The following is a 25,307-nucleotide window of genomic DNA, read 5'->3' on the forward strand; positions in this document are numbered from 1 at the left end:
CCGATAGTAGTGAATTCCGGCGCGGGTCACAATGCCCGACAAATGCGGCGGGAGTAAAAAAAACGGGCCGCTGACGCGGCCCGCTATTTTATTAAATTACTGATGCTTACGGCCGCGTAACAGGCCTGACGCACCTTCCGAATAGTCGCGCGGCATCTGTACCGGCGCCTGATCGTTGCTGGCTTCCGATTCGCCCAGGCGATTGCGGAAGGGATTGCTTTCGGCGGACATCTCCGGCAGCAGGCTGCTGGAACTCTTGGCCATATGCTGATAGAGCTGGCGATAATCGTGGGCCATATTATCCAGCAGTTCGGCGCTGTGCGCAAAGTGGCTGACCAGCTCTTCGCGCCAGGTGTCCAGTTCTGCTTTTTTTTGTTCCAGTTCGTACTGCAGGGCCTGCTGATGGCGGAGCTTACGGCTGCCAAAACGCATTGCGACGGCGCCGATAATGATACCGACAACTAACCCAATGAGCGCGTATTCCCAGGTCATGAACGACTCCCGTTGTCTTGTTTTCCGTAGGGTTCTGACGGCACAGGCCGGTCAAACTTGTTCCACTATAACCGTTAATCTGTCAGAAGTGGAATCCTGAGCGTGCATCGCTTATGGTAGACGGCAATTTTTTCGTCAACCCGAACGGTTGAGCACTTTTTATAAAACGACAATATCACCATGCAAAGCCTTTCCCCGACATCGCGTTATCAGCAAGCTCTGCAGCAGGGCACTCATCAACCCGACGACGTTCAGCAGGAAGCCGTCTCCCGATTAACTACTATCTGGCAGGAACTGAGCGAACGGCCTTTGCCGCCTTCCGGCAGCGCCAGGGGGCTGAAAGCCCGCTTCGGCAAGTTGTTAGGTAAACGGCAGGCCGCGACTACCGCAATCGAGCCGGTACGTGGTCTTTATATGTGGGGGGGCGTTGGGCGCGGTAAGACCTGGCTGATGGATCTCTTTTTTCAGAGTCTGCCTGGGGAGCGTAAGCTGCGTCTTCACTTTCACCGCTTCATGCTGCGGGTGCATGAGGAACTGACTACCCTGCAGGGGCACAGCGATCCGCTGGAGATCGTGGCAGACGGCTTTAAAGCTCAGGCCGACGTTATCTGCTTTGATGAATTTTTTGTCTCCGATATTACCGATGCCATGCTGCTGGGCGGTTTGATGGAAGCGCTGTTCCGCCGTGGCATCACCCTGGTGGCGACATCGAATATTCCGCCGGACGAATTGTATCGCAATGGTCTGCAGCGCGCTCGCTTCCTGCCTGCCATTGAGGCGATTAAAACCTGGTGCGATGTGATGAACGTTGACGCTGGTATCGATTATCGTCTGCGAACTCTGACTCAGGCGCATTTGTGGCTTTCTCCTCTGAATGAACAGACGTACGGGCAGATGGCGCAGTTATGGCAGGCGCTGTCGGGCAGCCGTGAACAGGTGGCGGAAATCCTGGAGGTAAATCACCGGGCGCTGCCGGTATTGGGCAGCGTGGATCAGACCGTGGCGGCCAGCTTCGAACGGCTGTGCGCCGACGCTCGTAGCCAGCACGATTACATCGCGCTTTCACGTCTCTACCATACGGTGCTGCTCTACGATGTACCGGTGATGACCTGGCAGATGGAGAGCGAGGCCCGCCGTTTTATCGCGCTGGTGGATGAGTTTTACGAGCGGCACGTGAAGCTGGTCGTTTGCGCTGCCGCGCCGTTGCTGGAGATCTATCAGGGCGAGCAGCTTAAATTTGAGTTCCAGCGCTGTCTGTCGCGGCTGCAGGAGATGCAGAGCGAAGAGTATCTGAAGCGCGAGCATATGCCCTGACATAAAGGCCCTCGCTTTGTGGTAGAGGCAAGGATAAGGGTATCCTCGTCCCAATCTCAAAAAGGGGTCGACCTTTACCAACGACTTCTCTATAATCTTGCGACCCCACGTTACAACAAAGTTTTTTTCCCGAAACTTTAGAGTGCCGGTGAAAACTATCCGAGGGGGTAGGTTTACTGGACAATGTCGTGTGAACCTCAACTGATTTTGAAACGTTGGGTGAACACCTGCGTGTAACTTAATTTGGGTAAGCTTTTAATGAAAACTTTTACAGCTAAACCAGAAACCGTAAAACGCGACTGGTATGTTGTTGACGCGACCGGTAAAACTCTGGGCCGTCTGGCTACCGAGCTGGCTCGTCGTCTGCGCGGTAAGCACAAAGCGGAATACACTCCGCACGTCGATACCGGTGATTACATCATCGTTCTGAACGCAGAAAAAGTTGCCGTAACTGGCCACAAGCGTACTGACAAGATGTATTACCATCACACCGGCCACATCGGTGGTATCAAAGAAGCGACCTTTGAAGAGATGATTGCCCGCCGTCCTGAGCGTGTGATTGAAATCGCGGTTAAAGGCATGCTGCCGAAAGGCCCGCTGGGCCGTGCCATGTATCGTAAACTGAAAGTTTACGCAGGCAACGAGCACAACCACGCGGCACAGCAACCGCAAGTTCTGGACATTTAATCGGGATTACAGGCAATGGCTGAAACTCAATACTACGGCACTGGTCGCCGCAAAAGCTCCGCCGCTCGCGTGTTCATCAAACCGGGCAACGGTAAAATCGTTATCAACCAGCGTACTCTGGAACAGTACTTCGGTCGCGAAACTGCTCGCATGGTAGTTCGCCAGCCGCTGGAACTGGTCGACATGGTTGAAAAACTGGATCTGTACATCACCGTTAAAGGTGGTGGTATCTCTGGTCAGGCTGGTGCTATCCGTCACGGTATCACTCGCGCTCTGATGGAGTACGATGAGTCTCTGCGCTCCGAACTGCGTAAAGCTGGCTTTGTCACTCGTGACGCGCGTCAGGTTGAACGTAAGAAAGTCGGTCTGCGTAAAGCACGTCGTCGTCCGCAGTTCTCCAAGCGTTAATTGCAGATTGCGATTGGCGAAAACCCCGCTCAGGCGGGGTTTTTTTATGCCCGAGCTCCGGCGGCGAGGGCTTTTAGACGAAATCCCAAAATCCCTTCACCACACTGCGCGTAAAATCTGGTAAACTATCATCCAATTTTATGCCCAAATGCTGGTAACTGCTGATGTTTTGCGCAACAGAGCGCCAACGGAAGCGGCCGGCAGCGAAGGCGATTCTAATCACGCCGGTCTTGATTGCGGCTGGCAGCAGTATTTTTCTGAATATACCTGGAGGTTTTCATGGCTGTCGCTGCCAACAAACGTTCGGTAATGACGCTGTTTTCTGGTCCTGTTGATATCTATAGCCATCAGGTACGTATTGTTCTGGCTGAGAAAGGCGTCAGCTTTGAGATTGAGAACGTTGAGATGGATAACCTGCCTCAGGATCTGATCGACCTCAATCCCAGCCAGAGCGTACCCACGCTGGTTGACCGGGAACTGACGTTGTGGGAATCCCGCATCATCATGGAGTACCTGGATGAGCGCTTTCCGCATCCACCGCTGATGCCGGTCTATCCGGTAGCGCGCGGTGAGAGCCGCCTCTATATGCACCGGATCGAGAAAGACTGGTACTCGCTGATGAACGTCATCGAGAAAGGATCCGCGCAGGAGGCCGAAGCCGCGCGTAAGCAACTGCGTGAAGAGCTGCTGGCTATCGCGCCGGTCTTTACCCAGAAGCCTTACTTTCTGAGCGATGAGTTCAGCCTGGTGGACTGCTACCTGGCGCCGCTGCTGTGGCGTCTGCCTGTTCTGGGGATTGAACTGGGTGGGGCGGGGTCTAAAGAGCTGAAGGGCTATATGACCCGCGTTTTCGAACGTGACTCATTCCTGGCTTCTCTGACCGAAGCTGAACGTGAAATCCGTCTGAGCCGGAGCTAAGGCTAATGGACATTACGCAGTTATCCCCGCGTCGGCCATATCTGCTGCGGGCTTTCTACGACTGGCTGCTGGACAATCAGCTGACGCCGCACCTGGTGGTGGATGTCACACTACCGGGCGTGAATGTGCCAATGGAGTATGCGCGCGACGGGCAAATCGTCCTGAATATCGCGCCGCGCGCCGTAGGAAACCTGGAGCTGGGCAATGACGAAGTGCGCTTTAACGCGCGCTTCGGCGGCGTGCCGCGTCAGGTTAACGTTCCGATGTATGCGGTACTGGCCGTCTATGCCCGGGAAAACGGCGCCGGAACCATGTTTGAACCGGAAGCGGCTTATGAAGAGGGAGCCGAGGTGCCGGGCAACGAGCAACCCGCTACTGATGAAGGCGAAACCCTGATGTCGGTCATCGACGGCGACAGGCCGGACGCTGACGACGATAACCCGGACGACGAGCCGCCGCCGCCGCGCGGTGGTCGCCCGACGCTTCGGGTCGTGAAGTAAACCAGACAGGGCCGTATGGCCCTGTTTCTTTATCACCCATTGTTTCCTTTGTGGTATACCATTGCTACCTTACCCCGGATAAACAGCACTTATGAGTTCATTCGATCAACAGGCTGACAAGGATGCGAGGAGTACGCTGGCCGGCCTGCGTCGCCGTCCGCTGACGCGTAAGAAGCTTTCAGATATGGTGGAAGAAGAGCTGGAGCAGATGATCCGCCGCCGTGAATTTTCTGAAGGAGAGCAACTGCCGTCGGAGCGCGAACTGATGATGATGTTCGATGTGGGGCGTCCGTCGGTGCGCGAGGCGCTGGCATCGCTCAGGCGTAAGGGGCTGGTACAGATTAACAATGGCGAGCGGGCCAGAGTTTCCCGCCCGTCTGCGGATACCATCGTCAGTGAACTGTCTGGTATGGCGCAGGATTTTTTGTCCCGTCCTGGGGGGATTGCCCATTTTGAACAACTGAGGCTGTTTTTTGAATCCAGTCTCGTGCGTTACGCGGCAAGTCATGCCAGCGACGAGCAAATTGCCGAACTGGGCAAAGCCCTGGAACACAATAGCCAGTCACTGGATGATAACGCGCAGTTTATTCGCTCGGATATCGAGTTTCACCGGGTGCTGGCCAGTATTCCCGGAAATCCTATTTTTATGGCGATTCACGTCGCCCTGCTGGACTGGCTTATCGCTACGCGCCCTAAAGTGGCCGATGGCGATCTCCACCAGCACAATAGCGATAGTTATCAGCAACATATTCGGATCTACAACGCCATTTGCGATCGCAGTCCCGATGAGGCCGATCGGGCCTTAGAGGATCATCTCACCAGCGTTTTCGCTGCCTGGGCGCGTCTGCGTTAAGAACATCATGCCTCATCCATTTTAGTGAAGTTGCTCCCAAACTGAGCATTCAGGAGCGGAGTTGTCGCTTTTTTAATCTGGTATAATAGGTATAAAGGTATATAGTTTCAGCATTCCCAATACGAATGAGGTCGCTATGTCAGCCAGTCTTAAAGGGGTTATGTCCGCGCTACTTACGCCATTTGATCGCGAGCAGCGGCTGGATACTGCCAGCCTGCGCCAGTTGGTGCGCTTTAATATCAGTCAGGGGATCGACGGCCTGTATGTAGGAGGCTCTACCGGCGAGGCCTTTGTCCAGAGCATCGCCGAACGTGAAGAGGTGCTGGAGATCGTGGCCCAGGAGGCGGCGGGAAGGATCAAACTGATCGCTCACGTCGGCTGCGTCAGCACCGCAGAAAGCCAGCAACTGGCCGTGGCGGCGCAGCGCTATGGTTATGATGCCGTATCGGCGGTAACGCCGTTTTACTACCCTTTCAGCTTTGCGGAGCACTGCGACCATTATCGCGCCATTATCGATGCCGCCCGGGGACTGCCGATGGTGGTCTATAACATTCCGGCGCTTAGTGGCGTGCAGCTTACGCTGGAGCAGATTGGACAACTGATCGCTTTGCCGGGGGTAGCTGCGCTGAAGCAGACTTCCGGCGACCTCTATCAGATGGAGCAGATCCGCCGGGCCCATCCTGAACTGGTGCTTTATAACGGTTATGACGAGATCTTCACCAGTGGTTTGATGGCGGGGGCTAACGGTGGCATTGGCAGTACTTACAACGTGATGGGCTGGCGCTATAAAGCGATAGCCCATGCGCTGGATCAGGGGGAAGTCGGGCAGGCCCGTCGTCTGCAAAGCCGGTGTAACGAGGTTATCGATCTGCTGATTCAGACCGGCGTTTTTCGCGGCCTGAAAACCCTGTTGCACTATATGGATGTGGTGGCGGTGCCGCTGTGCCGCAAACCTTTTGCCCCGGTGGATGAGCGGTTCCTGCCGGCCCTGAAAATGCTGGCGCGGCAGTTACAGGAAGAGTACGAGTCGCACTAGGTTTCGGTATTGCCGGTGGCTGCCGGCCTCCGATCACTGTCAACAAACGGGCGTGACCCGTTGCGGGAGACACCGATGAGTACAACCGCTCCAGCAATCCCGTGGTATCGTCATCTCAACCGGACTCAGTGGCGCGCCTTTTCCGCCGCCTGGTTGGGATATCTGCTTGATGGCTTCGATTTTGTTCTGATCGCGCTGGTATTAACGGAGATTCAGGCGGATTTTGGCCTGACGACCGTTCAGGCCGCCAGCCTGATCTCTGCCGCGTTTATCTCGCGCTGGTTTGGTGGTTTGCTGCTTGGCGCTATGGGCGATCGCTACGGGCGGCGGCTGGCGATGATTACCAGTATTGTGCTGTTTTCAGTCGGCACCCTGGCCTGTGGTCTGGCCCCGGGTTATACCACTCTGTTTGTGGCCCGTCTGGTGATCGGTATGGGGATGGCAGGGGAATATGGCTCCAGCGCCACTTATGTGATTGAAAGCTGGCCTCGCCACTTACGCAATAAAGCCAGCGGCTTTTTGATCTCTGGTTTTTCCGTCGGCGCGGTAGTGGCGGCTCAGGTATATAGCCTGGTAGTGCCGCTCTGGGGATGGCGGGCGCTGTTTTTTATTGGCATTCTGCCCATTATCTTTGCCCTGTGGCTGCGCAAGAACATCCCGGAGGCGGCTGACTGGAAAGAGCGGCATGCGGACAAAGCCCCGGTGCGCACTATGGTCGATATCCTGTATCGCGGCGAGCACCGGCTGGCCAATGTGGTGATGACGCTGGCGGCGGGTGTCGCGCTCTGGTTCTGTTTCGCCGGTGATTTACAGAATGCGGCGATTGTTGCCGCGCTCGGTCTGCTATGCACGGCAATTTTTATCAGCTTTATGGTACAGAGCGCAGGTCGACGCTGGCCAACAGGCGTAATGCTGATGGTGGTGGTGCTGTTCGCCTTTCTCTACTCCTGGCCGATTCAGGCGCTATTGCCAACCTGGCTTAAGAGCGAACTGGCTTATGATCCGGGTACTGTCGCGCAGGTATTGTTCTTTAGCGGATTTGGCGCTGCGGTCGGCTGCTGCGTTGGCGGATTTCTGGGGGACTGGCTGGGGACGCGGCGGGCTTATGTTTATAGCCTGCTGGCATCGCAACTGCTGATTATCCCGGTCTTTGCCGTGGGAGGAACCAGCGTCTGGGTTCTGGGGCTGCTGCTCTTTTTTCAGCAGATGCTGGGACAGGGGATCTCCGGGATCCTTCCCAAGCTGATTGGCGGCTACTTCGATACCGATAGGCGCGCCGCTGGCCTGGGGTTTACCTATAACGTCGGCGCCCTGGGCGGCGCGCTGGCGCCAGTGCTGGGAGCGACTATCGCCCGGCAGCTGGATCTGGGAACGGCGCTGGGCTCGCTCTCTTTCAGCCTGACCTTTGTGGTGATTCTGTTGATTGGTCTGGACATGCCTTCCCGGGTGCAGCGCTGGTTGCGTCCCGACGCCCTGCGTACCCATGACGCCATTGACGGATTGCCGCTGGGCGGGGCGCAGCCCGGAAGGGCGAAGCGTAAGCGCGTGAATATTCCGGTCAGACGCTAAGAGAATGCCTGGATAACGCCGAAAATGACGCTGCCGGAAAGCGTGCGTTGCCTGACTGTATTAGCATGGGAGGTTCGATAACACAAAGCAGGGGGCGTTGTGACAAAATCGTGGCTAATGGGGGGCGCCTGCGCGCTGATGTTCAGTGCAACGGCCAGCGCCATACCGGGCAGTTTCCCAACCGGAACGACCTATTACGATCCGTTGCGGGCATGGAACGGCTATGTGCTGTTTCCCGGCGGCGATCGCAAAACTCATCTGATCGATATGAACGGCAACGAGGTCAAACGCTGGAATTATGAGAGCTTCCCCCCGTGGCCGATCGACAACGCTAAAGGGCATCTCCTGGTTCAGCTTGAGCGCCAGGAAAAGCCGGAAAAAGCGGCGACGCCGGGCAACGGCATGCTGAACGCCGTAGTGGGCGAAGTGGACTGGAATGGTGATGAAGTATGGCGCTACGGCAGCCAGCGTAAACCATTGCATCAACATCACGATATCCGGCGGCTGGATAATGGCAATACCCTGATTATGGGCGCGGCGAAGCGCTGGCTGCCCGGCTTTGACTATCCCGTTATTGATAACAATGTGGAAGAGGTAACGCCGCAGGGTAAAACCGTCTGGCGCTGGTGGGCGGGCGATCATCTGGATCAACTGGGCTTTTCGCAGCGGCAGGTCGCACTGATCAAACAGGGCCGGGACCCCGATTTCCTGCATTTTAATACTGCGGCGCCACTGGGGGAAAACCACTGGTTCGATGCCGGCGATCGCCGTTTTGCACCTGATAATATTCTGGTTAATTCGCGCAACGGTAATGTTGCGGTCATTATCGATAAGAAAGCAAAGAAGGTGGTCTGGCGAATCGGGCCGGATTACCCGCCGTTGAAGCTCGGCGATCCTCTGCCGCGCCCGCTGGACCAGATGGTCGGCGCCCATGACGTGCATATGATTGGCAAAGGGCTACCCGGTGCCGGTAATCTGCTGATTTTTGATAACCAGGGCCAGGCGGGGTTTCCGCCGCCGCCTCAGGGTGTTTTTTCAGCTTCCCGGGTGATTGAAGTCAACCCTAAGACCCGGCAGATCGTCTGGGAATATTCGGCTCAGCAGTCAGGCAGGGCGATATGGAGCTTCTACAGCGCCTTTATCAGTAATGCTCAGCGTCTGCCCAACGGTAATACATTGATTAACGAAGGCCAGAATGGCCGCTTTTTCCAGGTGACGCCGCGCGGTAAGATCGTCTGGGAATACGTCAGTCCGTATTTCGGTAAACAGATGCCGAAGGATAACTATGTCACTAATTCAGCGTATCGGGCGCGGATGGTGGATTATCGCTGGGCCCCAGAGGGGACTCCGCATTCGGAAATGCCGGTTATGGCCGACTGTAAACGTCATCCGGCGGCGCCGGGTTGCGCAGAGAGTACGGAAGGGGTCAGGGAATGAATCAGGCCGCGGGGAAACCCGCGGCCTGATTGCTTAGACTTCGAGGAAGTTAAGAATGCCGTCTGCCGCTTTGCGACCTTCGGCGATGGCGGTTACCACCAGATCGGAGCCGCGGACGATATCGCCGCCGGCGAAGATCTTCGGATTACTGGTCTGGAAAGCGTTCTCGCTGCTTTCCGGCGCAATCACCCGGCCCTGGCTATCCAGCTCGACGCTGTGTTTTTCCAGCCAGTGCATCGGGTGTGGTCGGAAACCGAACGCCATGACCACCGCATCAGCTGGTAGCACGTGCTCAGAGCCTGGGACGATCTCGGCGCGACGGCGGCCTTTTTCATCAGGCTCGCCCATTTCGGTTCGCGCCATCTTCACACCGCATACCTGGCCATTATCGTTGATCTCAACGCCCAGCGGTTGCAGGTTGAACTGAAACTCCACTCCTTCTTCGCGGGCGTTTTTCACTTCGCGCTTCGAACCAGGCATGTTCTCTTCGTCACGGCGATAGGCGCAGGTAACGTGGGTGGCACCCTGGCGCACCGAAGTACGTACGCAGTCCATCGCAGTATCACCACCACCCAACACCACCACGCGCTTGCCTTCCATGCTGATATAAGGCTGCTGTGAATCTTCAGAGAAGCCCATCAGCTGGCGGGTATTGGCTATCAGGAACGGCAGGGCTTCGTAAACGCCCGGCGCATCTTCATTGTCCAGGCCACCGCGCATCGACTGATAAGTCCCTACGCCCAGGAATACCGCATCGTAGTCGGCCAGCAGGCTGTCGAGCTCCACGTCCTTACCCACTTCGGTATTGAGCTTAAACTCGATGCCCATGCCGGAGAAGATCTCGCGGCGGCGGATCATCACCTCTTTTTCCAGCTTGAAGGCGGGAATGCCGAAGGTCAGCAGACCGCCGATTTCCGGGTGGCGATCGAAGACCACAGCCTTCACGCCGTTGCGGGCCAGGATATCGGCACAGGCCAGCCCGGCCGGGCCGGCGCCGATAATCGCCACCCGCTTGCCGGTCTGCTTTACACCGGTCAGATCCGGGCGCCAGCCCATCTCAAAGGCTTTATCGTTAATATAACGCTCGATATTGCCGATGGTCACTGCGCCGAATTCGTCGTTCAGCGTACAGGCGCCTTCACAAAGCCTGTCCTGCGGACAGACGCGGCCGCAGACTTCCGGCAGCGTATTGGTCTGGTGCGAGAGCTCAGCGGCTTCCACAATACGCCCCTCGTTGGCCAGTTTCAGCCAGTTGGGGATGTAGTTATGGACCGGACACTTCCATTCGCAATAAGGGTTCCCGCAGGCGAGACAACGATCCGCCTGAGCGCTGGCCTGGTTTTCCAGAAAAGGCTCGTAGATCTCGACAAACTCGATCTTGCGGATCCTGAGCGGTTTCTTCGGCGGGTCAACGCGCTGTAAATCGATAAACTGGTATACGTTCTGACTCATAACAACCCCTTACTGCGCCTGTACCCGCAACTCGGCGGAGGTTCGGCTACGGTGACCCAATAATGCTTTAACATCGCTGGACTTTGGCTTTACCAGCGCGAACTTCGAGGCGAACGCCGACCATCCAGCCAGGATCGCTTCTCCGCGTGACGAGCCGGTATGCTGCACGTGTTCGGTAATTAATCCGCGCAGGTGCTCTTCGTGAATCGGCAGTTCGTCCACCTGTAGCACTTCCACCAGTTCCGGGTTGACGCGCTTGCGGAATTCGCCGTCGTCGTCCAGCACATAGGCGAAGCCGCCGGTCATGCCTGCGCCGAAGTTGACCCCGGTTTTGCCGAGGATGCAAACCACGCCGCCGGTCATATATTCACAGCCGTTGTCGCCAATGCCTTCCACCACGGTGAGAGCCCCGGAATTACGTACCGCGAAGCGTTCACCCGCGCGGCCAGCGGCGAACAGCCGACCACCGGTGGCGCCATACAGACAGGTATTACCGATGATGCTGGCTTCATGGCTATGGAATGAAGAGCCGACCGGCGGGCGTACTGCGATCAGGCCGCCTGCCATGCCTTTACCAACGTAGTCATTGGCATCTCCGGTCAGGAACAGCTCAACGCCGCCGGCGTTCCAGACGCCGAAGCTCTGACCCGCGGTACCGCTAAAGTGGGCGCGGATTGGATCTCCCGCCAGCCCCTGGTCGCCGTGTCGGCTGGCGATATAGCCAGAGAGTGCGGCACCCACTGAACGATCGGTATTGCGAATGTCGAACCAGAAGGTCTTGCTCTGTTTGTCATCAACAAAAGGCTGCGCCTGCTTAAGCAGCCGGGCGTTCAGCTCGCCATTATCGAATGACGGGTTGTTCTCGGTACAATAGAGCGCTTTACCGGGGTGCGGTTCGGCAGTCTCCAGTAGCCTGGAAAGATCCAACTTCTGCTGTTTAGCGGTGAAGCCTTCCAGCTCGGTAAGCAAATCGGTGCGGCCAATGAGATCCACCAGACGTTTCACGCCAAGCCATGCCATCAGCTCGCGGGTTTCCCTGGCAATAAAGTCAAAGTAGTTGGTGACTTTGAACGGCAGGCCATGGTAGTGGTTCTTACGCAGCTTTTCGTCCTGGGTCGCTACGCCGGTCGCGCAGTTGTTCAGGTGGCAGATACGCAGATATTTGCAGCCCAGCGCTACCATCGGCCCGGTACCGAACCCGAAGCTTTCTGCGCCCAGAATGGCGGCTTTAATGATGTCCAGGCCGGTCTTCAGACCGCCATCCACCTGCAGGCGGATCTTGTGGCGCAGGCCGTTGGCTACCAGCGCCTGTTGGGTTTCGACCAGGCCCAGCTCCCACGGGCAGCCGGCGTATTTCACCGACGTGAGCGGGCTTGCACCAGTGCCGCCGTCGTAGCCGGCGATAGTGATAAGATCGGCATAGGCTTTGGCCACGCCAGTGGCGATGGTGCCGACGCCTGGTTCAGAAACCAGCTTCACGGAGATCATCGCCCGCGGGTTGACCTGCTTCAGGTCGAAGATAAGCTGTGCCAGATCCTCGATAGAATAGATATCGTGGTGTGGCGGTGGCGAAATCAGGGTCACGCCAGGTACCGAATAGCGCAGTTTAGCGATATAAGGGGTGACCTTATCGCCGGGCAGCTGTCCACCTTCGCCTGGCTTGGCGCCCTGGGCAACTTTAATCTGAATGACGTCGGCATTGCTCAGATAGGCAGGGGTGACGCCGAAGCGTCCCGAAGCGACCTGTTTGATGCGCGATACTTTGTTGGTGCCGTAGCGTGCCGGATCTTCGCCGCCTTCACCGGAGTTAGAGAATCCGCCGATGCTGTTCATGGCTTCCGCCAGCGATTCATGGGCCTCCGGGCTCAGAGCACCGATAGACATGGCTGCAGTATCGAAACGCTTAAACAGTTCGCTGGCGGGCTCGACGGCATCGACAGAAATGGCCTCGCCTTGTGGATTCAGCGCCAGCAGATCGCGTAGCGCAGCGACGGGGCGCTCGTTCACCAGTCTGGCGTAGGCCTGATAGTCCTGATAGTCGCCGCTTTGAACTGCCTGTTGCAGGGTGCGAACCACATCCGGGTTATAGGCATGGTATTCACCGCCGTGGACGTACTTCAGCAGTCCGCCCTGGTTCAGCGGCTTACGGGTCAGCCAGGCGCGTTTTGACAGGTTCAGCAGATCCTGCTGGAAGTCGCTGAAGCTGGCGCCGCCAATGCGGGTCACCACGCCGGGGAAGCAGAGATCGCACAGTTCCTGATGCAGTCCCACGGCTTCGAACAACTGAGCGCAGCGGTAGGAGGCGATGGTGGAGATCCCCATCTTGGACATGATCTTGTACAGACCTTTATTGATGCCGTTACGGTAGTTAAGCATCACTTCGCGCCAGGACTTGCTGATGGTGCCGCCGTCCACCATACGGGCCAGGGTTTCATAGGCCAGATACGGGTAGATAGCCGTGGCGCCGAAGCCGAGTAGTACTGCAAAATGGTGAGGATCGCGGGCGCTGGCAGTCTCGACGATGATATTAGCGTCACAGCGCAGGTTCTTTTCGATCAGGCGGCGTTGAATAGCGCCCACCGCCATCGGCGCCGGTACCGGCAGGCGGTTTTTCGCGATATTGCGATCGGAAAGTACCAGCAGCACGGTGCCGTTGTGCACCATGCGCTCCGCTTCGTCGCACAGCGCGTTAATGGTGGTTTCCAGAGAGGCGCTGGCGATATCGTAAGTGATATCGAGAGTATCGGCGCGATAGTACTCTTCGTCGAAGGTGGTGAGCTGACGGAAGTCAGACCACAGCAGGATAGGCGATTTAAAGCTCAGCCGATGTGCCTGGCCTTCCGCTTCGCAGAAGACATTCATCTCGCGACCAATATTGGTGGCCAGCGACATGACGTGGGCTTCGCGCAGTGGATCGATAGGTGGATTGGTTACCTGAGCGAACTGCTGGCGGAAGTAGTCATAGATAATACGCGGCTGGCTGGAAAGCACGGCGAAGGGAGTATCGTCGCCCATGGAGCCGGTAGCTTCCTGACCATTTTCGCCCAGCACGCGAATCACCGAATCCAGCTCTTCGCTGCTGTAGTTAAACTGCTTCTGATAGCTCGACAGCAGGTCGTCGTCCATTTCTCGCACGCCGACCTGATCGTCCGGCAGCTCTTCGAACGGCACCAGACGCTGAACATATTGATCCATCCAGGCTTTGTACGGATGGCGGCCTTTAAGCTCGTTATCGGTTTGGGCCGAATGCAAAATCTGCCCGCTACGGGTATCGATAACCATCAGTTCGCCTGGGCCGACGCGCCCTTTTTCCACCACCTCATCAGGCTGATAATCCCAGATGCCCACTTCCGACGCGCAGGTGATCAGCTTGTCTTTTGTGATAACGTAGCGTGCCGGGCGCAGGCCGTTACGATCCAGGCTACAGGCGGCAAAGCGGCCATCGGACAGTACGATACCTGCCGGGCCGTCCCAGGGCTCCATATGCATGGAATTAAAGTCGAAAAAGGCGCGCAGTTCGGGATCCATATCCGGATTGCTCTGCCAGGCTGGCGGCACCAGCAGGCGCATGGCGCGCACGATATCCATGCCGCCGCTTAACAGTAGCTCCAGCATATTATCCAGTGAGCTGGAATCAGAGCCGGTTTCGTTAACGAACGGAGCGGCGTCCTGCAGATCGGGGATCAGTGGAGTTTTAAATTTATAGGTACGGGCCCTGGCCCACTGGCGGTTACCGGTGATGGTGTTGATTTCGCCGTTGTGCGCCAGATAGCGGAAGGGCTGCGCCAGCGGCCAGCGCGGCACGGTGTTTGTGGAAAAGCGCTGGTGGAACAGGCAGATGGAAGATTCCAGGCGCAGATCGGCCAGGTCCAGGTAGAAGCGCGGCAGATCCGCCGGCATACACAGACCTTTATAAATATTGACCAGGTTGGACAGGCTACAGACGTAGAAATCCTGATCCTGAATGCGCTTTTCAATACGGCGGCGGGCGATAAACAGACGGCGCTCCATATCGCGCGGGCGCCAGCCGGCCGGTGCGTTAACAAAAATTTGCTCAATGCGGGGCAGGGAGGAGAGGGCGATTTCACCGAGCACGTCGTCGTTGGTAGGCACGTCGCGCCAGCCTACGATAGACAGGGTTTCCTGACGCAGCTCCTCCTCAACAATTTCACGGCAGGCGCGCGCAATAGCATCGTCCTTACTTAAGAAAATCATGCCGACCGCGTAGTTTTTGGCAAGGCGCCATCCCCGCTCTTCGGCCACCAGGCGGAAAAAACGGTCAGGTTTTTGTAACAGAAGTCCGCAGCCATCGCCGGTTTTACCATCGGCGAGAATAGCGCCGCGGTGCTGCATGCGGGCCAGTGCGTGGATAGCGGTACGCACTACTTTGTGGCTGGGGTCGCCTTCTATGTGGGCGATCAGGCCAAAACCACAGTTATCCTTCTCTAAGGATTTATCGTACAACATATCAGTGAACCTCCCCAGGCTCTGCGAGATTCCCGATACCGTTTGCTTTTGGGCGCAGAAGGGGCTGTGGCGACGAGTCGCGCATTATTGACGCCTGACTCGAATTCGCCCTCCTTCAGACCTTCGCAGCGGTGACACAAGTATTGAGGACTTGCTTAAGAGGGAATCTCAATTACTGCATAAATATGATGGGGAGACCCCCATCGAGAAAGCTTCCAGCGAAATTCCAACTTATCGGGAAAGCGAACACAGGTCAAATGGCAAACTTATTTATCAAAAAAACGAGCGAAACATGACTATCTTTATGTATTTAAAGGAATTTAATGTATTTCAATCTACATTATGGCCAGTGCCAGCGCTGGGCTTTCTGTGATCTCTCTCACTAAATAATCAGGCATTCGATATCGATGAATGCTGTCTGTGAGGTTAATGCCAGTTTTTTTCACCAGTTTTTTTTTGAAAGGCAATCTATATGACTGTTTTTGGCGTGGAATAAATAATTTAACCAGACTGGCAAAAATATAAGGATAAGTTATTAGCCGGCCAATGGATAAAGTTGCAATGATAATGAATTAGTATGCATATAGAGAGTCCCCCCCGCAGACGCTTGATCCAGGTCATCGCCAGAGGGTGTGGATAATGGCAGGCTGGCCCCCTTTTTCATGGGCCGGTCAGACAGATTATGCAGTTACAGAAATTAGTCAATATGTTCGGCGGCGATCTTCGCCGCCGCTATGGCGAAAAGGTTCATAAGCTGGCGCTGCACGGCGGTTTTAGCTGCCCCAACCGGGATGGCACGCTGGGACGCGGCGGATGCACGTTCTGTAACGTCGCTTCGTTTGCCGATGAGAGTCAGCGGTACCACTCCATCAGCGAGCAGTTGGAAACGCAGTCCGGCAAGCTGGATCGGGCCCGGCTGTGGCTCGCCTATTTCCAGGCCTATACCAGCACTTTTGCGGAAGTCGAAGTGTTGAAGAATATGTACCAACAGGCGGTAGCCCGGGCTGAGGTCGTTGGGCTGTGCGTCGGCACGCGGCCGGACTGCGTGCCAGAAAGCGTGCTGGATCTGCTGAGCAGTTACCGGGAACAGGGCTATGAGGTCTGGCTGGAACTGGGGTTGCAAAGCGCCCATGACAGAACTCTGCATCGCATTAATCGCGGCCATGATTTTTCCTGTTATCAGGACACCGCTCGTCGCGCCAGGGCGCGCGGTCTGAAGGTATGCAGCCATCTGATTGTTGGACTCCCCGGCGAAGGTCAAGAGGCCTGTCTGCAAACGCTCGAAAAGGTGGCGGAAACCGGCGTTGACGGAATTAAACTGCATCCGCTGCATGTCGTTGAGGGCAGTATCATGGCGAAGGCCTGGCGCGCCGGGCGTCTGACTCCGCCCACGCAGGCGGGCTACGGCGCTATCGCCGGGGAGATGATCCGCCATACTCCGCCGGAGATCGTCTGGCATAGAGTATCCGCCAGTGCTCGTCGCCCCACGCTTCTGGCGCCATTATGGTGCGAAAACCGCTGGCTCGGCATGCTGGAAGTCGACAACTGGCTGCGGGCTTATGGGCCGCAGGGATCGGCGCTGGGGCGTCCCTGGCGTTCGCCGGATTAACCGGAGGGCTAGCGCGATCTAATTTACGCTATTTTTCCGGTATGATTGAGATTCAAACGCAGCTAAGGAATCCCCGATGAAGCAAATCCGGAAACTGGCGCAGTATTATGTCGATCTGATGATGAAGCTGGGCCTGGTCCGCTTCTCCCTGCTGTTGGCCCTGGCGCTGGTGGTACTGGCGATGGTGGTGCAGATGGCGGTCACCATGCTGCTGCGCGGCCAGGTGGAAAGCATAGATGTGATCCGCTCGATATTTTTTGGTCTGCTGATCACCCCCTGGGCGGTCTACTTCCTGTCGGTGGTGGTGGAGCAGCTGGAAGAGTCGCGGCAGCGCCTTAGCCGGCTGGTGGAAAAGCTGGAAGAGATGCGCGAGCGCGATCTGATGCTTAACGTTCAGCTTAAAGACAATATTGCCCAGCTGAATCAGGAGATAGCCGAGCGCGAAAAGGCGGAGGCCGAGCGCCAGACCATGCTCGAAAAGCTCAAGGTCGAAATGAAGGAGCGTGAAGAGACCCAGATTCGCCTGGAACAACAGTCCTCTTTCCTGCGTTCTTTCCTTGATGCCTCTCCGGATCTGGTGTTCTACCGCAATGAAGATAAAGAGTTTTCCGGCTGTAACCGGGCTATGGAACTGCTGACCGGCAAAAGTGAAAAGCAGCTTATCGGTCTGAAACCTCATGAAGTGTATAACGATGAAGCCGCGCTCAAAGTGATAGAAACCGATGAGAAGGTGTTTCGTCACAATGTCTCCCTGACCTATGAACAGTGGCTGGATTACCCTGACGGGCGCAAGGCCTGTTTTGAGATCCGTAAGGTGCCTTATTACGATCGGGTCGGTAAGCGTCATGGTCTGATGGGCTTTGGCCGCGATATCACCGAGCGTAAGCGCTATCAGGAAGCGCTGGAGCGTGCCAGTCGTGATAAGACCACGTTTATTTCTACCATCAGCCACGAACTTCGTACTCCGCTGAACGGTATTGTGGGACTGAGCCGTATCCTGCTGGATACCGATCTGACGCCGGAGCAGGAAAAATACCTGAAAACTATCCATGTTTCCGCTGTGACGCTGGGGAACATCTTCAACGATATTATCGATATGGATAAGATTGAACGTCGTAAGGTACAGCTCGATAACCAACCGGTAGATTTCACCAGTTTTATGGGCGAGCTGGAGAACCTGTCGGCGCTTCAGGCCCAGCAGAAAGGGCTGCGCTTTGTGATGGAGCCGACGCTGCCGCTCCCCCATCAGGTGATTACCGACGGCACCCGTCTACGCCAGATCCTGTGGAACCTGATAAGCAACGCAGTGAAATTTACCCGCGAAGGTCAGGTGACGGTGCGAATTCGCTACGACGATGGCAACATGCTGCGCTTCGAGGTCGAGGATTCAGGTATCGGCATTCCCCAGGAAGAGCAGGATAAGATCTTTGCCATGTACTATCAGGTGAAGGATAGTCACGGTGGCAAGCCCGCGACGGGTACCGGCATTGGGTTGGCGGTTTCCCGGCGGCTGGCGAAAAGTATGGGCGGGGATATTACCGTGAACAGCCAGCCAGGACAGGGCTCGACCTTTGTACTGACAATTCAGGCGCCTCAGGTGGCGGAAGAGGTAGAAGATGCCCTGGATCAGGATGACATGCCACTGCCGGCGCTGCATGTGCTGCTGGTGGAAGATATTGAGCTGAACGTGATAGTCGCTCGTTCGGTGCTGGAAAAAATGGGCAACAGCGTGGACGTTGCCATGACTGGCAACGAGGCATTGACTCTGTTCCAGCCTGATGAATTCGATCTGGTGCTGCTGGATATTCAGTTGCCGGATATGAGCGGGCTGGATATCGCCAGAGAGCTGCATAAGCGCTATAGACCAGAGCAGCTACCGCCGCTGGTAGCGCTGACAGCCAACGTGCTGAAGGACAAAAAAGAGTATCTGAACGCCGGAATGGACGACGTACTGAGCAAACCGCTGGCGGTACCGGCCCTGACCGCCATGATTAAGAAATTCTGGGATGGCTGTGTACAGCAGGGCGAAAATGAAAAGGAGACGCAAGGAATCGTGGCTGATAAAGATAAGCAGCAGATCCTGTTTGACCTTCCCATGCTGGAACAGTACCTGGATCTGGTCGGGGAGAAGGTGATCCTGGACGGGCTGGATATGTTTGAAAAAATGATGCCGGGCTATCTGAGCGTGCTGGAGTCTAATCTAACGGCTCACGATCGCAAAGGCATCGTCGAAGAGGGACATAAAATAAAAGGCGCCGCCGGTTCGGTGGGGCTGCGTCATCTGCAGCAGTTAGGTCAGCAGATCCAGTCACCGGATCTTCCCGCATGGTGGGATAACGTCGGTGACTGGGTCGAAGAGCTTAAGCAGGAATGGCATCAGGACGTTGAGGCCCTGAGACGCTGGGTGGCGGAGAGCAGAAAAAAATGACCCCGGCCAGGCCGGGGTGCGCGAAGACTGCGCCAACACCAGGGAAAACGAGGCGCCGCTGGCTATTAGTTTGATTCATGGGATAGCGACGCCGGGAGAGTCGTGTTGCACAAGGCAATAAGATAGCAAACCTTATCGGTTTTGTTACCTGAATCAGTAAAATATGTGAAGTATAGCGTCCTAATAAAAATTTTTTATTGCCATTTTCCGATTGAGAAAAAGGACTAATGATATGAAAAAAATTGGCGTCATTCTTTGTGGCTGCGGCGTTTACGACGGCTCAGAAGTCCATGAAGCGGTGATCACACTGTTAGCGATAGCCCGCTCAGGCGCACAGGCGGTTTGCTTCGCTCCGGATAAAACTCAAGCAGACGTTATCAATCATCTGACCGGGGAGCCAATGGCGGAAAGTCGCAATGTTCTGATTGAAGCGGCGCGAATTGCCCGTGGCGAAATCCGCTCGTTGGTCGAAGCTCAGGCTCGGGAGCTGGATGCGCTGATTGTGCCTGGTGGCTTTGGTGCTGCGAAAAACCTGAGCAACTTTGCCTCTCAGGGGAGCGACTGTACCCTCGATCCTGAGCTGCTTCGCATTGCCCGTGAATGCCACCAGGCCGGGAAACCGCTGGGCTTTATCTGCATCGCTCCGGCCCTGTTGCCGAAGATTGTTCCGACACCGTTGCGCCTGACTATCGGCACCGATGCCGATACCGCCGAGGCGATTGAGGCGATGGGCGGCGAGCATGTCCCCTGTCCGGTGGATGACATTGTGATTGATGAAGAGCAGAAGGTAGTGACGACGCCGGCTTATATGCTGGCCAGTCGTATCGATGAAGCGGCGGACGGTATCGAGAAGCTGGTGGCGAGAGTATTGAGCCTGTGCCAGTAAAGAAACGACGCGGCGGGCCGCTCGCCCGAATCAAGCGCTGGCTGCTGGGCATAATCGCGGCGGCTGTCGTCTTCTGGGCGGGGGGGATCGCCTTATTTGGCGTACTGCCAGTGCCATTTTCTGCGGTGATGGCGGAACGTCAGCTTAGTGCCTGGTTTTCCGGAGATTTCAGCTATGTCGCTCACTCCGACTGGGTTGGGATGGACGATATCTCTCCCTGGATGGCGCTGTCAGTGATTGCAGCCGAAGATCAAAAATTCCCGGATCACTGGGGGTTCGATGTCGGTTCGATTCAGAAAGCGCTGGAGGAGAGCGAAGGACGCCCTCGCGGAGCCTCGACCCTTTCGCAGCAAACGGCAAAAAATCTGTTTCTGTGGGATGGGCGTAGCTGGGTGCGTAAAGGGCTGGAAGCCGGTCTGACGGTAGGGATTGAACTGGCCTGGACCAAACGCCGGATTCTGACGGTCTATCTGAATATTGCCGAATTTGGGCCGGGGATCTTCGGCGTTGAGGCGGCGTCGCGCCACTTTTTTAATAAGCCTGCCAGCCGGTTAACTCTTTCAGAGGCGGCGTTGCTGGCCGCGGTTCTGCCGAATCCGATTCGCTATCGTGTTGACGCGCCATCCGGCTATGTTTTGTCTCGCCAGCAGTGGATTATGCGCCAGATGCGTCAGTTAGGCGGTGAAGGGTTCCTGAAAAGACACCGGCTGCATTAAGCAGCCGGTCAGGTGATTGAATTGATTAGCTTGCGCCATGGCTGGCGGTAAAACCGGGTGCCACCGGCTGCGGCTGCGGCGATTGATCCAGGCCGGCGAATAGCGGGTGGGTCATAAAACGTTGCCACTGACGCGACTGCTTACGGAGGCAAAACCAGCGTGACCAGGTGGCCAGCGGCAGCAGGGTCGCTTCACCGATGTTATCCACCACGACCGGCATTACCCTGGTGGGGCTCAGACGGCGGCACAGAATGTTCTGCGGCTTAAGGTTCATGGTGACGATGCGGTGTTCAGTAAGCCATGCCTTCAGGGCTGCCAGCGTCTGGCGCAACAGCCTTAAATCGCCATTTTCTCTGCACTGGCGGGCGAATTCATCCAGCGACATTGACGTCCTGCCATCGTAATCTTTAACGATATCGTAGACGTAGCCGGTTCCGAGATCGGTTTCAACGGTGCCGTGGTAGGCCGGAAGACCGGACCAGTCTTTCAGACGGCGGCCAAGATGCGCGTAATATCCCAGCTCGCGCAGCAGCTCTTTATCACCGCCGCTCTCCTGGTTGTAGACTATCTTGATGCAGCGGTCAGGATTGCCAGGATACAGATAGCATTTACGATGACGACCTGTCCCCAGGGGGGCAACATCAGAGAGTCGAACTACGCTGTCAGCCATGGAAAACCTTCCCGTCTCTAAATTTAGTAACACGGTTGATAGTATGAACGTTGAACTTAAATAAAGACTCAACGGCTGCGGTTTATCTTAATAAAACCTTAAGCCTGAACTCGGATTAATCTGATCATAGGCAAGTGGACATAAACAGCAAAACCAACGCGCGTTGGAATTGATCTGGATCATGCCCATTCGCAAGGGATGTCAAAGATGGACAGGACTTTGTGCGGATGTTAATGCCGGCCTCTGGCGAACACCGGCAACGCGGCATGGCATTCTTTCGCTCTGTCTTAGCAGCTAAACATCTTCTGAACAGCGTGCCTGACGCGATCTGTTTAGTAATCTCTTCCCGCTGCGCTTGATAACTTTCACAAAACCGCGACGCCACCCGTGCAGGCTGGTTCCGGCTGCTTGAACGGACAATTTTTCCCCTATAGATTAGTTATCGCTGAGTCACTAAAACGATACAGAGCTTTTATCCGGGTGGGGTAATTCGGCGGTCTCCGGGATCGATGGCGCCGTCAGGGGGAAGCGAAAGATGGCTAATATTCGGGATGTCGCGCGTCTTGCCGGGGTATCGATCAGCAGCGTCTCCAATGTGTTAAATGGGCGCGTTGATCAGATGCGCAAGGAGACCCGGATCCGTATTGAGCAGGTGATGCGCGAGCTGAATTATCAACCTAATCGCGCCGCCCAGCAGCTTAAAACCGGGCAGACCCGGATGATTGGGCTGTTGGTTCCCTCGATTGTGAATCCCAGCTTTTCGGCGCTGGCGCGCGAGGTGGATCTGGCCGCCAGAGTGCATGATTGTCGGGTACTGCTTGGCAGTACCTACCGTCAGGAGCAGGAGGAGCGCACATTTCTTGAAGATATGCTGGCTCATGGCGTTCGGGGTGTAATTGTCGCCGCCAGCGATATGCGAAAGACGCATTTTGCCCAGGCGGCGCAGCAGGGGATGGCGATCGTTAATTACGATAGTCGGCTGGCGGGTAATACCGTAGATGCAACGTCCAGGCTGTTCGACAGCGTCTCAATGGATAATCTTGAAGCCGGTCGGCTTGCCGCTTCTCACCTTGTAGAACGCGGCTGCGGCAATATTGTATTTGCGACGGAAGCTAACCTGACCATAAGCCGGTGTCATAAGATTGAGGGGTTTCTGACGGTTCTGCGTAACCTGCGTCAGAGCCAGCATCAGCGGATCGTGGAAGGTAAGGCCCGCGGCGGATATGGCGATACGGAAATGAATGAACTGGGCCATGCTCTGGCGTCTAAGATACTGGCATTGTCTCCCCGCCCTGACGGTGTGGTGGCGATTAATGACGCGTTGGCCATCGGGCTTCTGGGCGGCTTGCGCGACGCGGGAGTGGTTGTACCGAACGAAATTTCAGTGATAGGCATTGATAATATCCCGCTTTCTGGCCAGATCAGGCCGGGACTCAGTTCGGTGATGCCGCCGCTGGCGGAGATGGCAAAAGTCATGGTGGCGCGAATTATGCGGCGTATTGACGACAGCGCGCTGGTGCCGCAAGAGTTTTTATTTCCACCCACGTTAATTCAACGTCAGTCGGTTCGGGACGCGGCTGGCTGACAGAATATTGAAGATTATGACTGATAGCTGGAGTAATGGAAATGACTCCTGTGGCTGGTTATTGCCTGAAGTCGTCAGTTGAGATGTTAGCGGTTGCCGAGTAAATGGCGGTGCCTGGCTGTTCCTTGTGATTCCGATTAATAACACTGGAAGTGCCCTGTTATGAACAATAATCTGTCTCGTGATGTTGAGCGTAGTGCGATCAGAAAGCTGACGTTAAATATTGTCCCTTTAATGACTTTATTATACTTTTTGGCGTTTCTTGATCGTAATAATATGGCCTATGCAGCTATTTCTCTGGAGAGTGGTCTGGGGCTAACGGCTTCTGCTTTCGGCTTTGCATCTGGCTTGTTTTTTATTGGCTACGTCATCTTTGAAATTCCGGGAAATGCCGGAACCATTAAGTTCGGCCCCCGAATCTGGTTTGCCCGAATACTGATTACATGGGGAGTTTTTGCAACGCTGATGGGGTTTGTACGGACGCCGACTGAGCTTTACATCTGCCGTTTTATGTTGGGTGTTTGCGAAGCGGGATTCTTTCCTTCAGTTGTTTATTATTTCACAATATTTTTTCCGGAAAAATATCTAACCAGAATACTGGGGATGTTTATTATTGTTCAACCATTGTCTAACGCTATTGGTTCACCAATCTCTGGGTTGATTTTGAATATTGATCATGGATGGTTCGGTTTGGAACCATGGCAGTGGTTATTCATTCTCGAAGGAATACCTCCAGTTATTATCGGGATGATTGTGCCTTTTGTGATAAAAAATTCGCCCAAAGAAGTGAGGTATCTTAGTGTCGATGAAAAAGCCTGGCTGATGAATAATATCGGGATGAATAAAGAAAAGTCGCAGATTTCATCGTCTGATTTCGTGCAGGGAATAAAAAATAAAAAGTATTTGCTCTATGCTCTGCTGAATTTTGGAATGGTGTGTGGCATATATGGATTCGGTATGTGGCTACCTTCGATCATTACCGCGATTTCGGGCGATAACATCTTTCGGGTCAGCCTGATCGCGCTGCTTCCCTACGGCCTGGCCGCTCTGCTGGTTTATCCCTGGAGCATCTGGGCCAGCAAGAGCCGGCAAATCAGCATCTTTGCCGGTATCAGTATGGCGATCGCCGCGACTGGTCTGGTCGGTGCTGTGGTGTTCTTTCACTACAGCGTCTTTATCGCGCTGTCGTTCCTGTGCCTGGCCTCGATTGGCATCTATAGCGCTGTACCTTGCTTTCTCTCCATGCCCGCCAACATCACGACCGGAGCGGCTGCTGCTGCCGGGTTAGCGGTAGTGAGCTGTATAGGCAATATCGGCGGATTCGTCGCCCCCTGGATCGTTGGGGTGTTGAAAGATGTGAGCCACAGCGATACGGCTGGCCTCATTTTTTTATCGATGTGTCTGCTGGCGACCGGTTTGATTTGCATTTTCTACTGTAGCAGGCAGCGCGAAGGGGTTATCCGCTGCTGATGCGCATTATCCGTAAATGATAAAGAGGTACTTACGATGGGATATCTGAAAGGTAAAAAAGCATTTATCACAGGGGCCGAACAGGGGATCGGCAGGGCCACGGCAGAGCGGTTGATTAATGCCGGTTGCGATATCTATATGCACTATCATAGCGGTGAAGATGGGCCGAAAGCGCTGGCGGAGCTGGCGCATTCTCTGGGCCAAAAGGCCAGTTACGGCTACGCGGATTTGACTTGCCGCGATGAGGCCGGGCAGTGCGTCAGGCAGGGAGCGGATTTTCTGAATGGTATCGATATTCTGATTAACAACGTAGGGGGAATTATCGGGCGCAAGTGGCTGGGGGAGATCGACGCAGGGTTCTGGCGGACGGTGATTGACGTCAATATGACCACCATGCTCAATGTGACTCAGAGCGCGCTGCCGTTTCTGAAAATCGCCAGCGACGGCGCCAGCATTATTAATCTGGCGTCGCTGGCGGGGCGTTCCGGGGGGCATGCTGGCTCGCTGGTATACTCCACTGCTAAAGGTGCGATACTCACCTGGACCCGTTCGCTGGCGGCGGAACTGGGGGAATATGGCATCCGGGTTAACGCTGTCGCTCCTGGGCTGATTCTGGGAACTCGCTTTCACGCTCGCCATACCACCAGGGCCTCTGCGGAGGAGACGATTCGCGGCATCCCGCTGGGCCGGGCCGGCAATCCGGACGATGTGGCACGAGCGATTGCATTCCTTGCCTCTGAATATGACGGTTTTATTTCCGGGGCGACCCTTGATATCAACGGCGGTATCTACCGAATGTAACAATCTGGA

General features: G+C 55.6%; 20 protein-coding genes. 16 read left to right on the forward strand and 4 right to left on the reverse strand.

The features are described from left to right. Window positions 1-96: 96 nt before the first annotated feature. Window positions 97-492 carry a Z-ring associated protein ZapG gene (gene zapG, locus V3W49_RS04995; RefSeq protein ID WP_500144077.1) on the reverse strand — a complete coding sequence of 132 codons (396 nt, stop codon included), beginning with the start codon at window positions 490-492 and terminating at the stop codon, window positions 97-99. A gap of 180 nt (window positions 493-672) precedes the next feature. Here zapG and zapE point away from each other — a divergent pair, with 180 nt between their 5' ends. The 9 genes from zapE (at window position 673) to V3W49_RS05040 (ending at window position 9,214) form a co-directional block, all read left to right on the forward strand. Continuing rightward, a complete protein-coding gene (gene zapE, locus V3W49_RS05000; protein WP_500144078.1) occupies window positions 673-1,806 on the forward strand; it encodes a cell division protein ZapE in 1,134 nt (377 codons plus the stop codon). Window positions 1,807-2,064: 258 nt separating this feature from the next. Then, entirely contained in the window at window positions 2,065-2,493 is a 429-nt protein-coding gene (rplM, locus tag V3W49_RS05005) for a 50S ribosomal protein L13 (protein ID WP_138094300.1), read from the forward strand. A 15-nt stretch (window positions 2,494-2,508) separates the two neighbouring features. Then, window positions 2,509-2,901, forward strand: a complete 393-nt coding sequence (rpsI, locus tag V3W49_RS05010) for a 30S ribosomal protein S9 (RefSeq protein ID WP_138094297.1) — start codon at window positions 2,509-2,511, stop codon at window positions 2,899-2,901. A gap of 279 nt (window positions 2,902-3,180) precedes the next feature. Beyond that, entirely contained in the window at window positions 3,181-3,819 is a 639-nt protein-coding gene (gene sspA, locus V3W49_RS05015; RefSeq protein ID WP_500144080.1) for a stringent starvation protein SspA, read from the forward strand. A gap of 5 nt (window positions 3,820-3,824) precedes the next feature. Next, a complete protein-coding gene (gene sspB / locus V3W49_RS05020) occupies window positions 3,825-4,319 on the forward strand; it encodes a ClpXP protease specificity-enhancing factor (protein ID WP_500144081.1) in 495 nt (164 codons plus the stop codon). A gap of 91 nt (window positions 4,320-4,410) precedes the next feature. Then, window positions 4,411-5,172 carry a transcriptional regulator NanR gene (locus V3W49_RS05025; protein ID WP_500144083.1) on the forward strand — a complete coding sequence of 254 codons (762 nt, stop codon included), beginning with the start codon at window positions 4,411-4,413 and terminating at the stop codon, window positions 5,170-5,172. Window positions 5,173-5,308: 136 nt separating this feature from the next. Beyond that, window positions 5,309-6,208 (forward strand): N-acetylneuraminate lyase, encoded by a 900-nt coding sequence (gene nanA, locus V3W49_RS05030; protein WP_500144085.1) that lies wholly within the window; start codon window positions 5,309-5,311, stop codon window positions 6,206-6,208. Window positions 6,209-6,268: 60 nt separating this feature from the next. Continuing rightward, window positions 6,269-7,777 (forward strand): MFS transporter, encoded by a 1,509-nt coding sequence (locus V3W49_RS05035; protein WP_500144086.1) that lies wholly within the window; start codon window positions 6,269-6,271, stop codon window positions 7,775-7,777. Between the two features lie 99 nt (window positions 7,778-7,876). Further along, window positions 7,877-9,214 (forward strand): aryl-sulfate sulfotransferase, encoded by a 1,338-nt coding sequence (locus V3W49_RS05040; protein WP_500144088.1) that lies wholly within the window; start codon window positions 7,877-7,879, stop codon window positions 9,212-9,214. Between the two features lie 33 nt (window positions 9,215-9,247). Here V3W49_RS05040 and V3W49_RS05045 read toward each other — a convergent pair whose 3' ends face one another. Together V3W49_RS05045 and gltB are read right to left on the reverse strand one after the other, a co-directional pair. Further along, window positions 9,248-10,666, reverse strand: a complete 1,419-nt coding sequence (locus tag V3W49_RS05045) for a glutamate synthase small subunit (protein ID WP_500144089.1) — start codon at window positions 10,664-10,666, stop codon at window positions 9,248-9,250. 9 nt (window positions 10,667-10,675) lie between these two features. After that, window positions 10,676-15,133, reverse strand: coding sequence for a glutamate synthase large subunit (gene gltB, locus V3W49_RS05050; protein WP_500144090.1), 4,458 nt, complete (start codon window positions 15,131-15,133; stop codon window positions 10,676-10,678). Window positions 15,134-15,815: 682 nt separating this feature from the next. On the opposite strand from gltB, the gene mnmL reads away from it, so the two are divergent. From mnmL to mtgA, 4 genes are all read left to right on the forward strand, one after another. Then, window positions 15,816-16,742: a tRNA modification radical SAM protein MnmL/YtqA gene (gene mnmL, locus V3W49_RS05055; protein ID WP_500144091.1), complete on the forward strand. Its 927-nt coding sequence runs from the start codon at window positions 15,816-15,818 to the stop codon at window positions 16,740-16,742. 76 nt (window positions 16,743-16,818) lie between these two features. Continuing rightward, a complete protein-coding gene (arcB, locus tag V3W49_RS05060; RefSeq protein WP_500144093.1) occupies window positions 16,819-19,170 on the forward strand; it encodes an aerobic respiration two-component sensor histidine kinase ArcB in 2,352 nt (783 codons plus the stop codon). Between the two features lie 232 nt (window positions 19,171-19,402). Continuing rightward, entirely contained in the window at window positions 19,403-20,056 is a 654-nt protein-coding gene (elbB, locus tag V3W49_RS05065) for an isoprenoid biosynthesis glyoxalase ElbB (protein ID WP_500144094.1), read from the forward strand. Then, on the forward strand, window positions 20,047-20,772 hold the full coding sequence (gene mtgA, locus V3W49_RS05070; protein ID WP_500144096.1) for a monofunctional biosynthetic peptidoglycan transglycosylase: 726 nt from the start codon (window positions 20,047-20,049) through the stop codon (window positions 20,770-20,772). Before elbB ends, mtgA begins: the two co-directional genes overlap by 10 nt. Before the next feature lie 25 nt (window positions 20,773-20,797). Here mtgA and yrbL read toward each other — a convergent pair whose 3' ends face one another. After that, window positions 20,798-21,442 carry a PhoP regulatory network protein YrbL gene (gene yrbL, locus V3W49_RS05075; RefSeq protein ID WP_500144098.1) on the reverse strand — a complete coding sequence of 215 codons (645 nt, stop codon included), beginning with the start codon at window positions 21,440-21,442 and terminating at the stop codon, window positions 20,798-20,800. Between the two features lie 535 nt (window positions 21,443-21,977). Between yrbL and V3W49_RS05080 the strand changes: the two genes are divergently transcribed. The 3 genes from V3W49_RS05080 to V3W49_RS05090 all read left to right on the forward strand — a co-directional run bounded on the left by V3W49_RS05080 (window position 21,978) and on the right by V3W49_RS05090 (window position 25,298). Further along, on the forward strand, window positions 21,978-23,027 hold the full coding sequence (locus V3W49_RS05080) for a LacI family DNA-binding transcriptional regulator (protein ID WP_500144099.1): 1,050 nt from the start codon (window positions 21,978-21,980) through the stop codon (window positions 23,025-23,027). A 234-nt stretch (window positions 23,028-23,261) separates the two neighbouring features. After that, window positions 23,262-24,497, forward strand: a complete 1,236-nt coding sequence (locus tag V3W49_RS05085) for an MFS transporter (protein ID WP_500144355.1) — start codon at window positions 23,262-23,264, stop codon at window positions 24,495-24,497. Window positions 24,498-24,533: 36 nt separating this feature from the next. Further along, window positions 24,534-25,298, forward strand: coding sequence for an SDR family NAD(P)-dependent oxidoreductase (locus tag V3W49_RS05090; RefSeq protein WP_500144100.1), 765 nt, complete (start codon window positions 24,534-24,536; stop codon window positions 25,296-25,298). Window positions 25,299-25,307 lie beyond the last annotated feature (9 nt).

This window comes from Rosenbergiella sp. YN46, from assembly GCF_036620675.1.
Taxonomy (GTDB): domain Bacteria; phylum Pseudomonadota; class Gammaproteobacteria; order Enterobacterales; family Enterobacteriaceae; genus Jejubacter.

Excerpts from the sequence above, each read along its gene's own strand:
- mnmL (WP_500144091.1), top strand. The coding sequence starts at position 15,816 with ATGCAGTTACAGAAATTAGTCAATATGTTCGGCGGCGATCTTCGCCGC.
- rplM (WP_138094300.1), top strand. The coding sequence starts at position 2,065 with ATGAAAACTTTTACAGCTAAACCAGAAACCGTAAAACGCGACTGGTAT.
- elbB (WP_500144094.1), top strand. The coding sequence starts at position 19,403 with ATGAAAAAAATTGGCGTCATTCTTTGTGGCTGCGGCGTTTACGACGGC.
- sspB (WP_500144081.1), top strand. The coding sequence starts at position 3,825 with ATGGACATTACGCAGTTATCCCCGCGTCGGCCATATCTGCTGCGGGCT.
- V3W49_RS05090 (WP_500144100.1), top strand. The coding sequence starts at position 24,534 with ATGGGATATCTGAAAGGTAAAAAAGCATTTATCACAGGGGCCGAACAG.
- zapG (WP_500144077.1), bottom strand. The coding sequence starts at position 492 with ATGACCTGGGAATACGCGCTCATTGGGTTAGTTGTCGGTATCATTATC.
- V3W49_RS05025 (WP_500144083.1), top strand. The coding sequence starts at position 4,411 with ATGAGTTCATTCGATCAACAGGCTGACAAGGATGCGAGGAGTACGCTG.
- rpsI (WP_138094297.1), top strand. The coding sequence starts at position 2,509 with ATGGCTGAAACTCAATACTACGGCACTGGTCGCCGCAAAAGCTCCGCC.
- V3W49_RS05045 (WP_500144089.1), bottom strand. The coding sequence starts at position 10,666 with ATGAGTCAGAACGTATACCAGTTTATCGATTTACAGCGCGTTGACCCG.
- V3W49_RS05080 (WP_500144099.1), top strand. The coding sequence starts at position 21,978 with ATGGCTAATATTCGGGATGTCGCGCGTCTTGCCGGGGTATCGATCAGC.
- nanA (WP_500144085.1), top strand. The coding sequence starts at position 5,309 with ATGTCAGCCAGTCTTAAAGGGGTTATGTCCGCGCTACTTACGCCATTT.
- gltB (WP_500144090.1), bottom strand. The coding sequence starts at position 15,133 with ATGTTGTACGATAAATCCTTAGAGAAGGATAACTGTGGTTTTGGCCTG.
- zapE (WP_500144078.1), top strand. The coding sequence starts at position 673 with ATGCAAAGCCTTTCCCCGACATCGCGTTATCAGCAAGCTCTGCAGCAG.
- arcB (WP_500144093.1), top strand. The coding sequence starts at position 16,819 with ATGAAGCAAATCCGGAAACTGGCGCAGTATTATGTCGATCTGATGATG.
- sspA (WP_500144080.1), top strand. The coding sequence starts at position 3,181 with ATGGCTGTCGCTGCCAACAAACGTTCGGTAATGACGCTGTTTTCTGGT.
- yrbL (WP_500144098.1), bottom strand. The coding sequence starts at position 21,442 with ATGGCTGACAGCGTAGTTCGACTCTCTGATGTTGCCCCCCTGGGGACA.
- V3W49_RS05085 (WP_500144355.1), top strand. The coding sequence starts at position 23,262 with ATGACTTTATTATACTTTTTGGCGTTTCTTGATCGTAATAATATGGCC.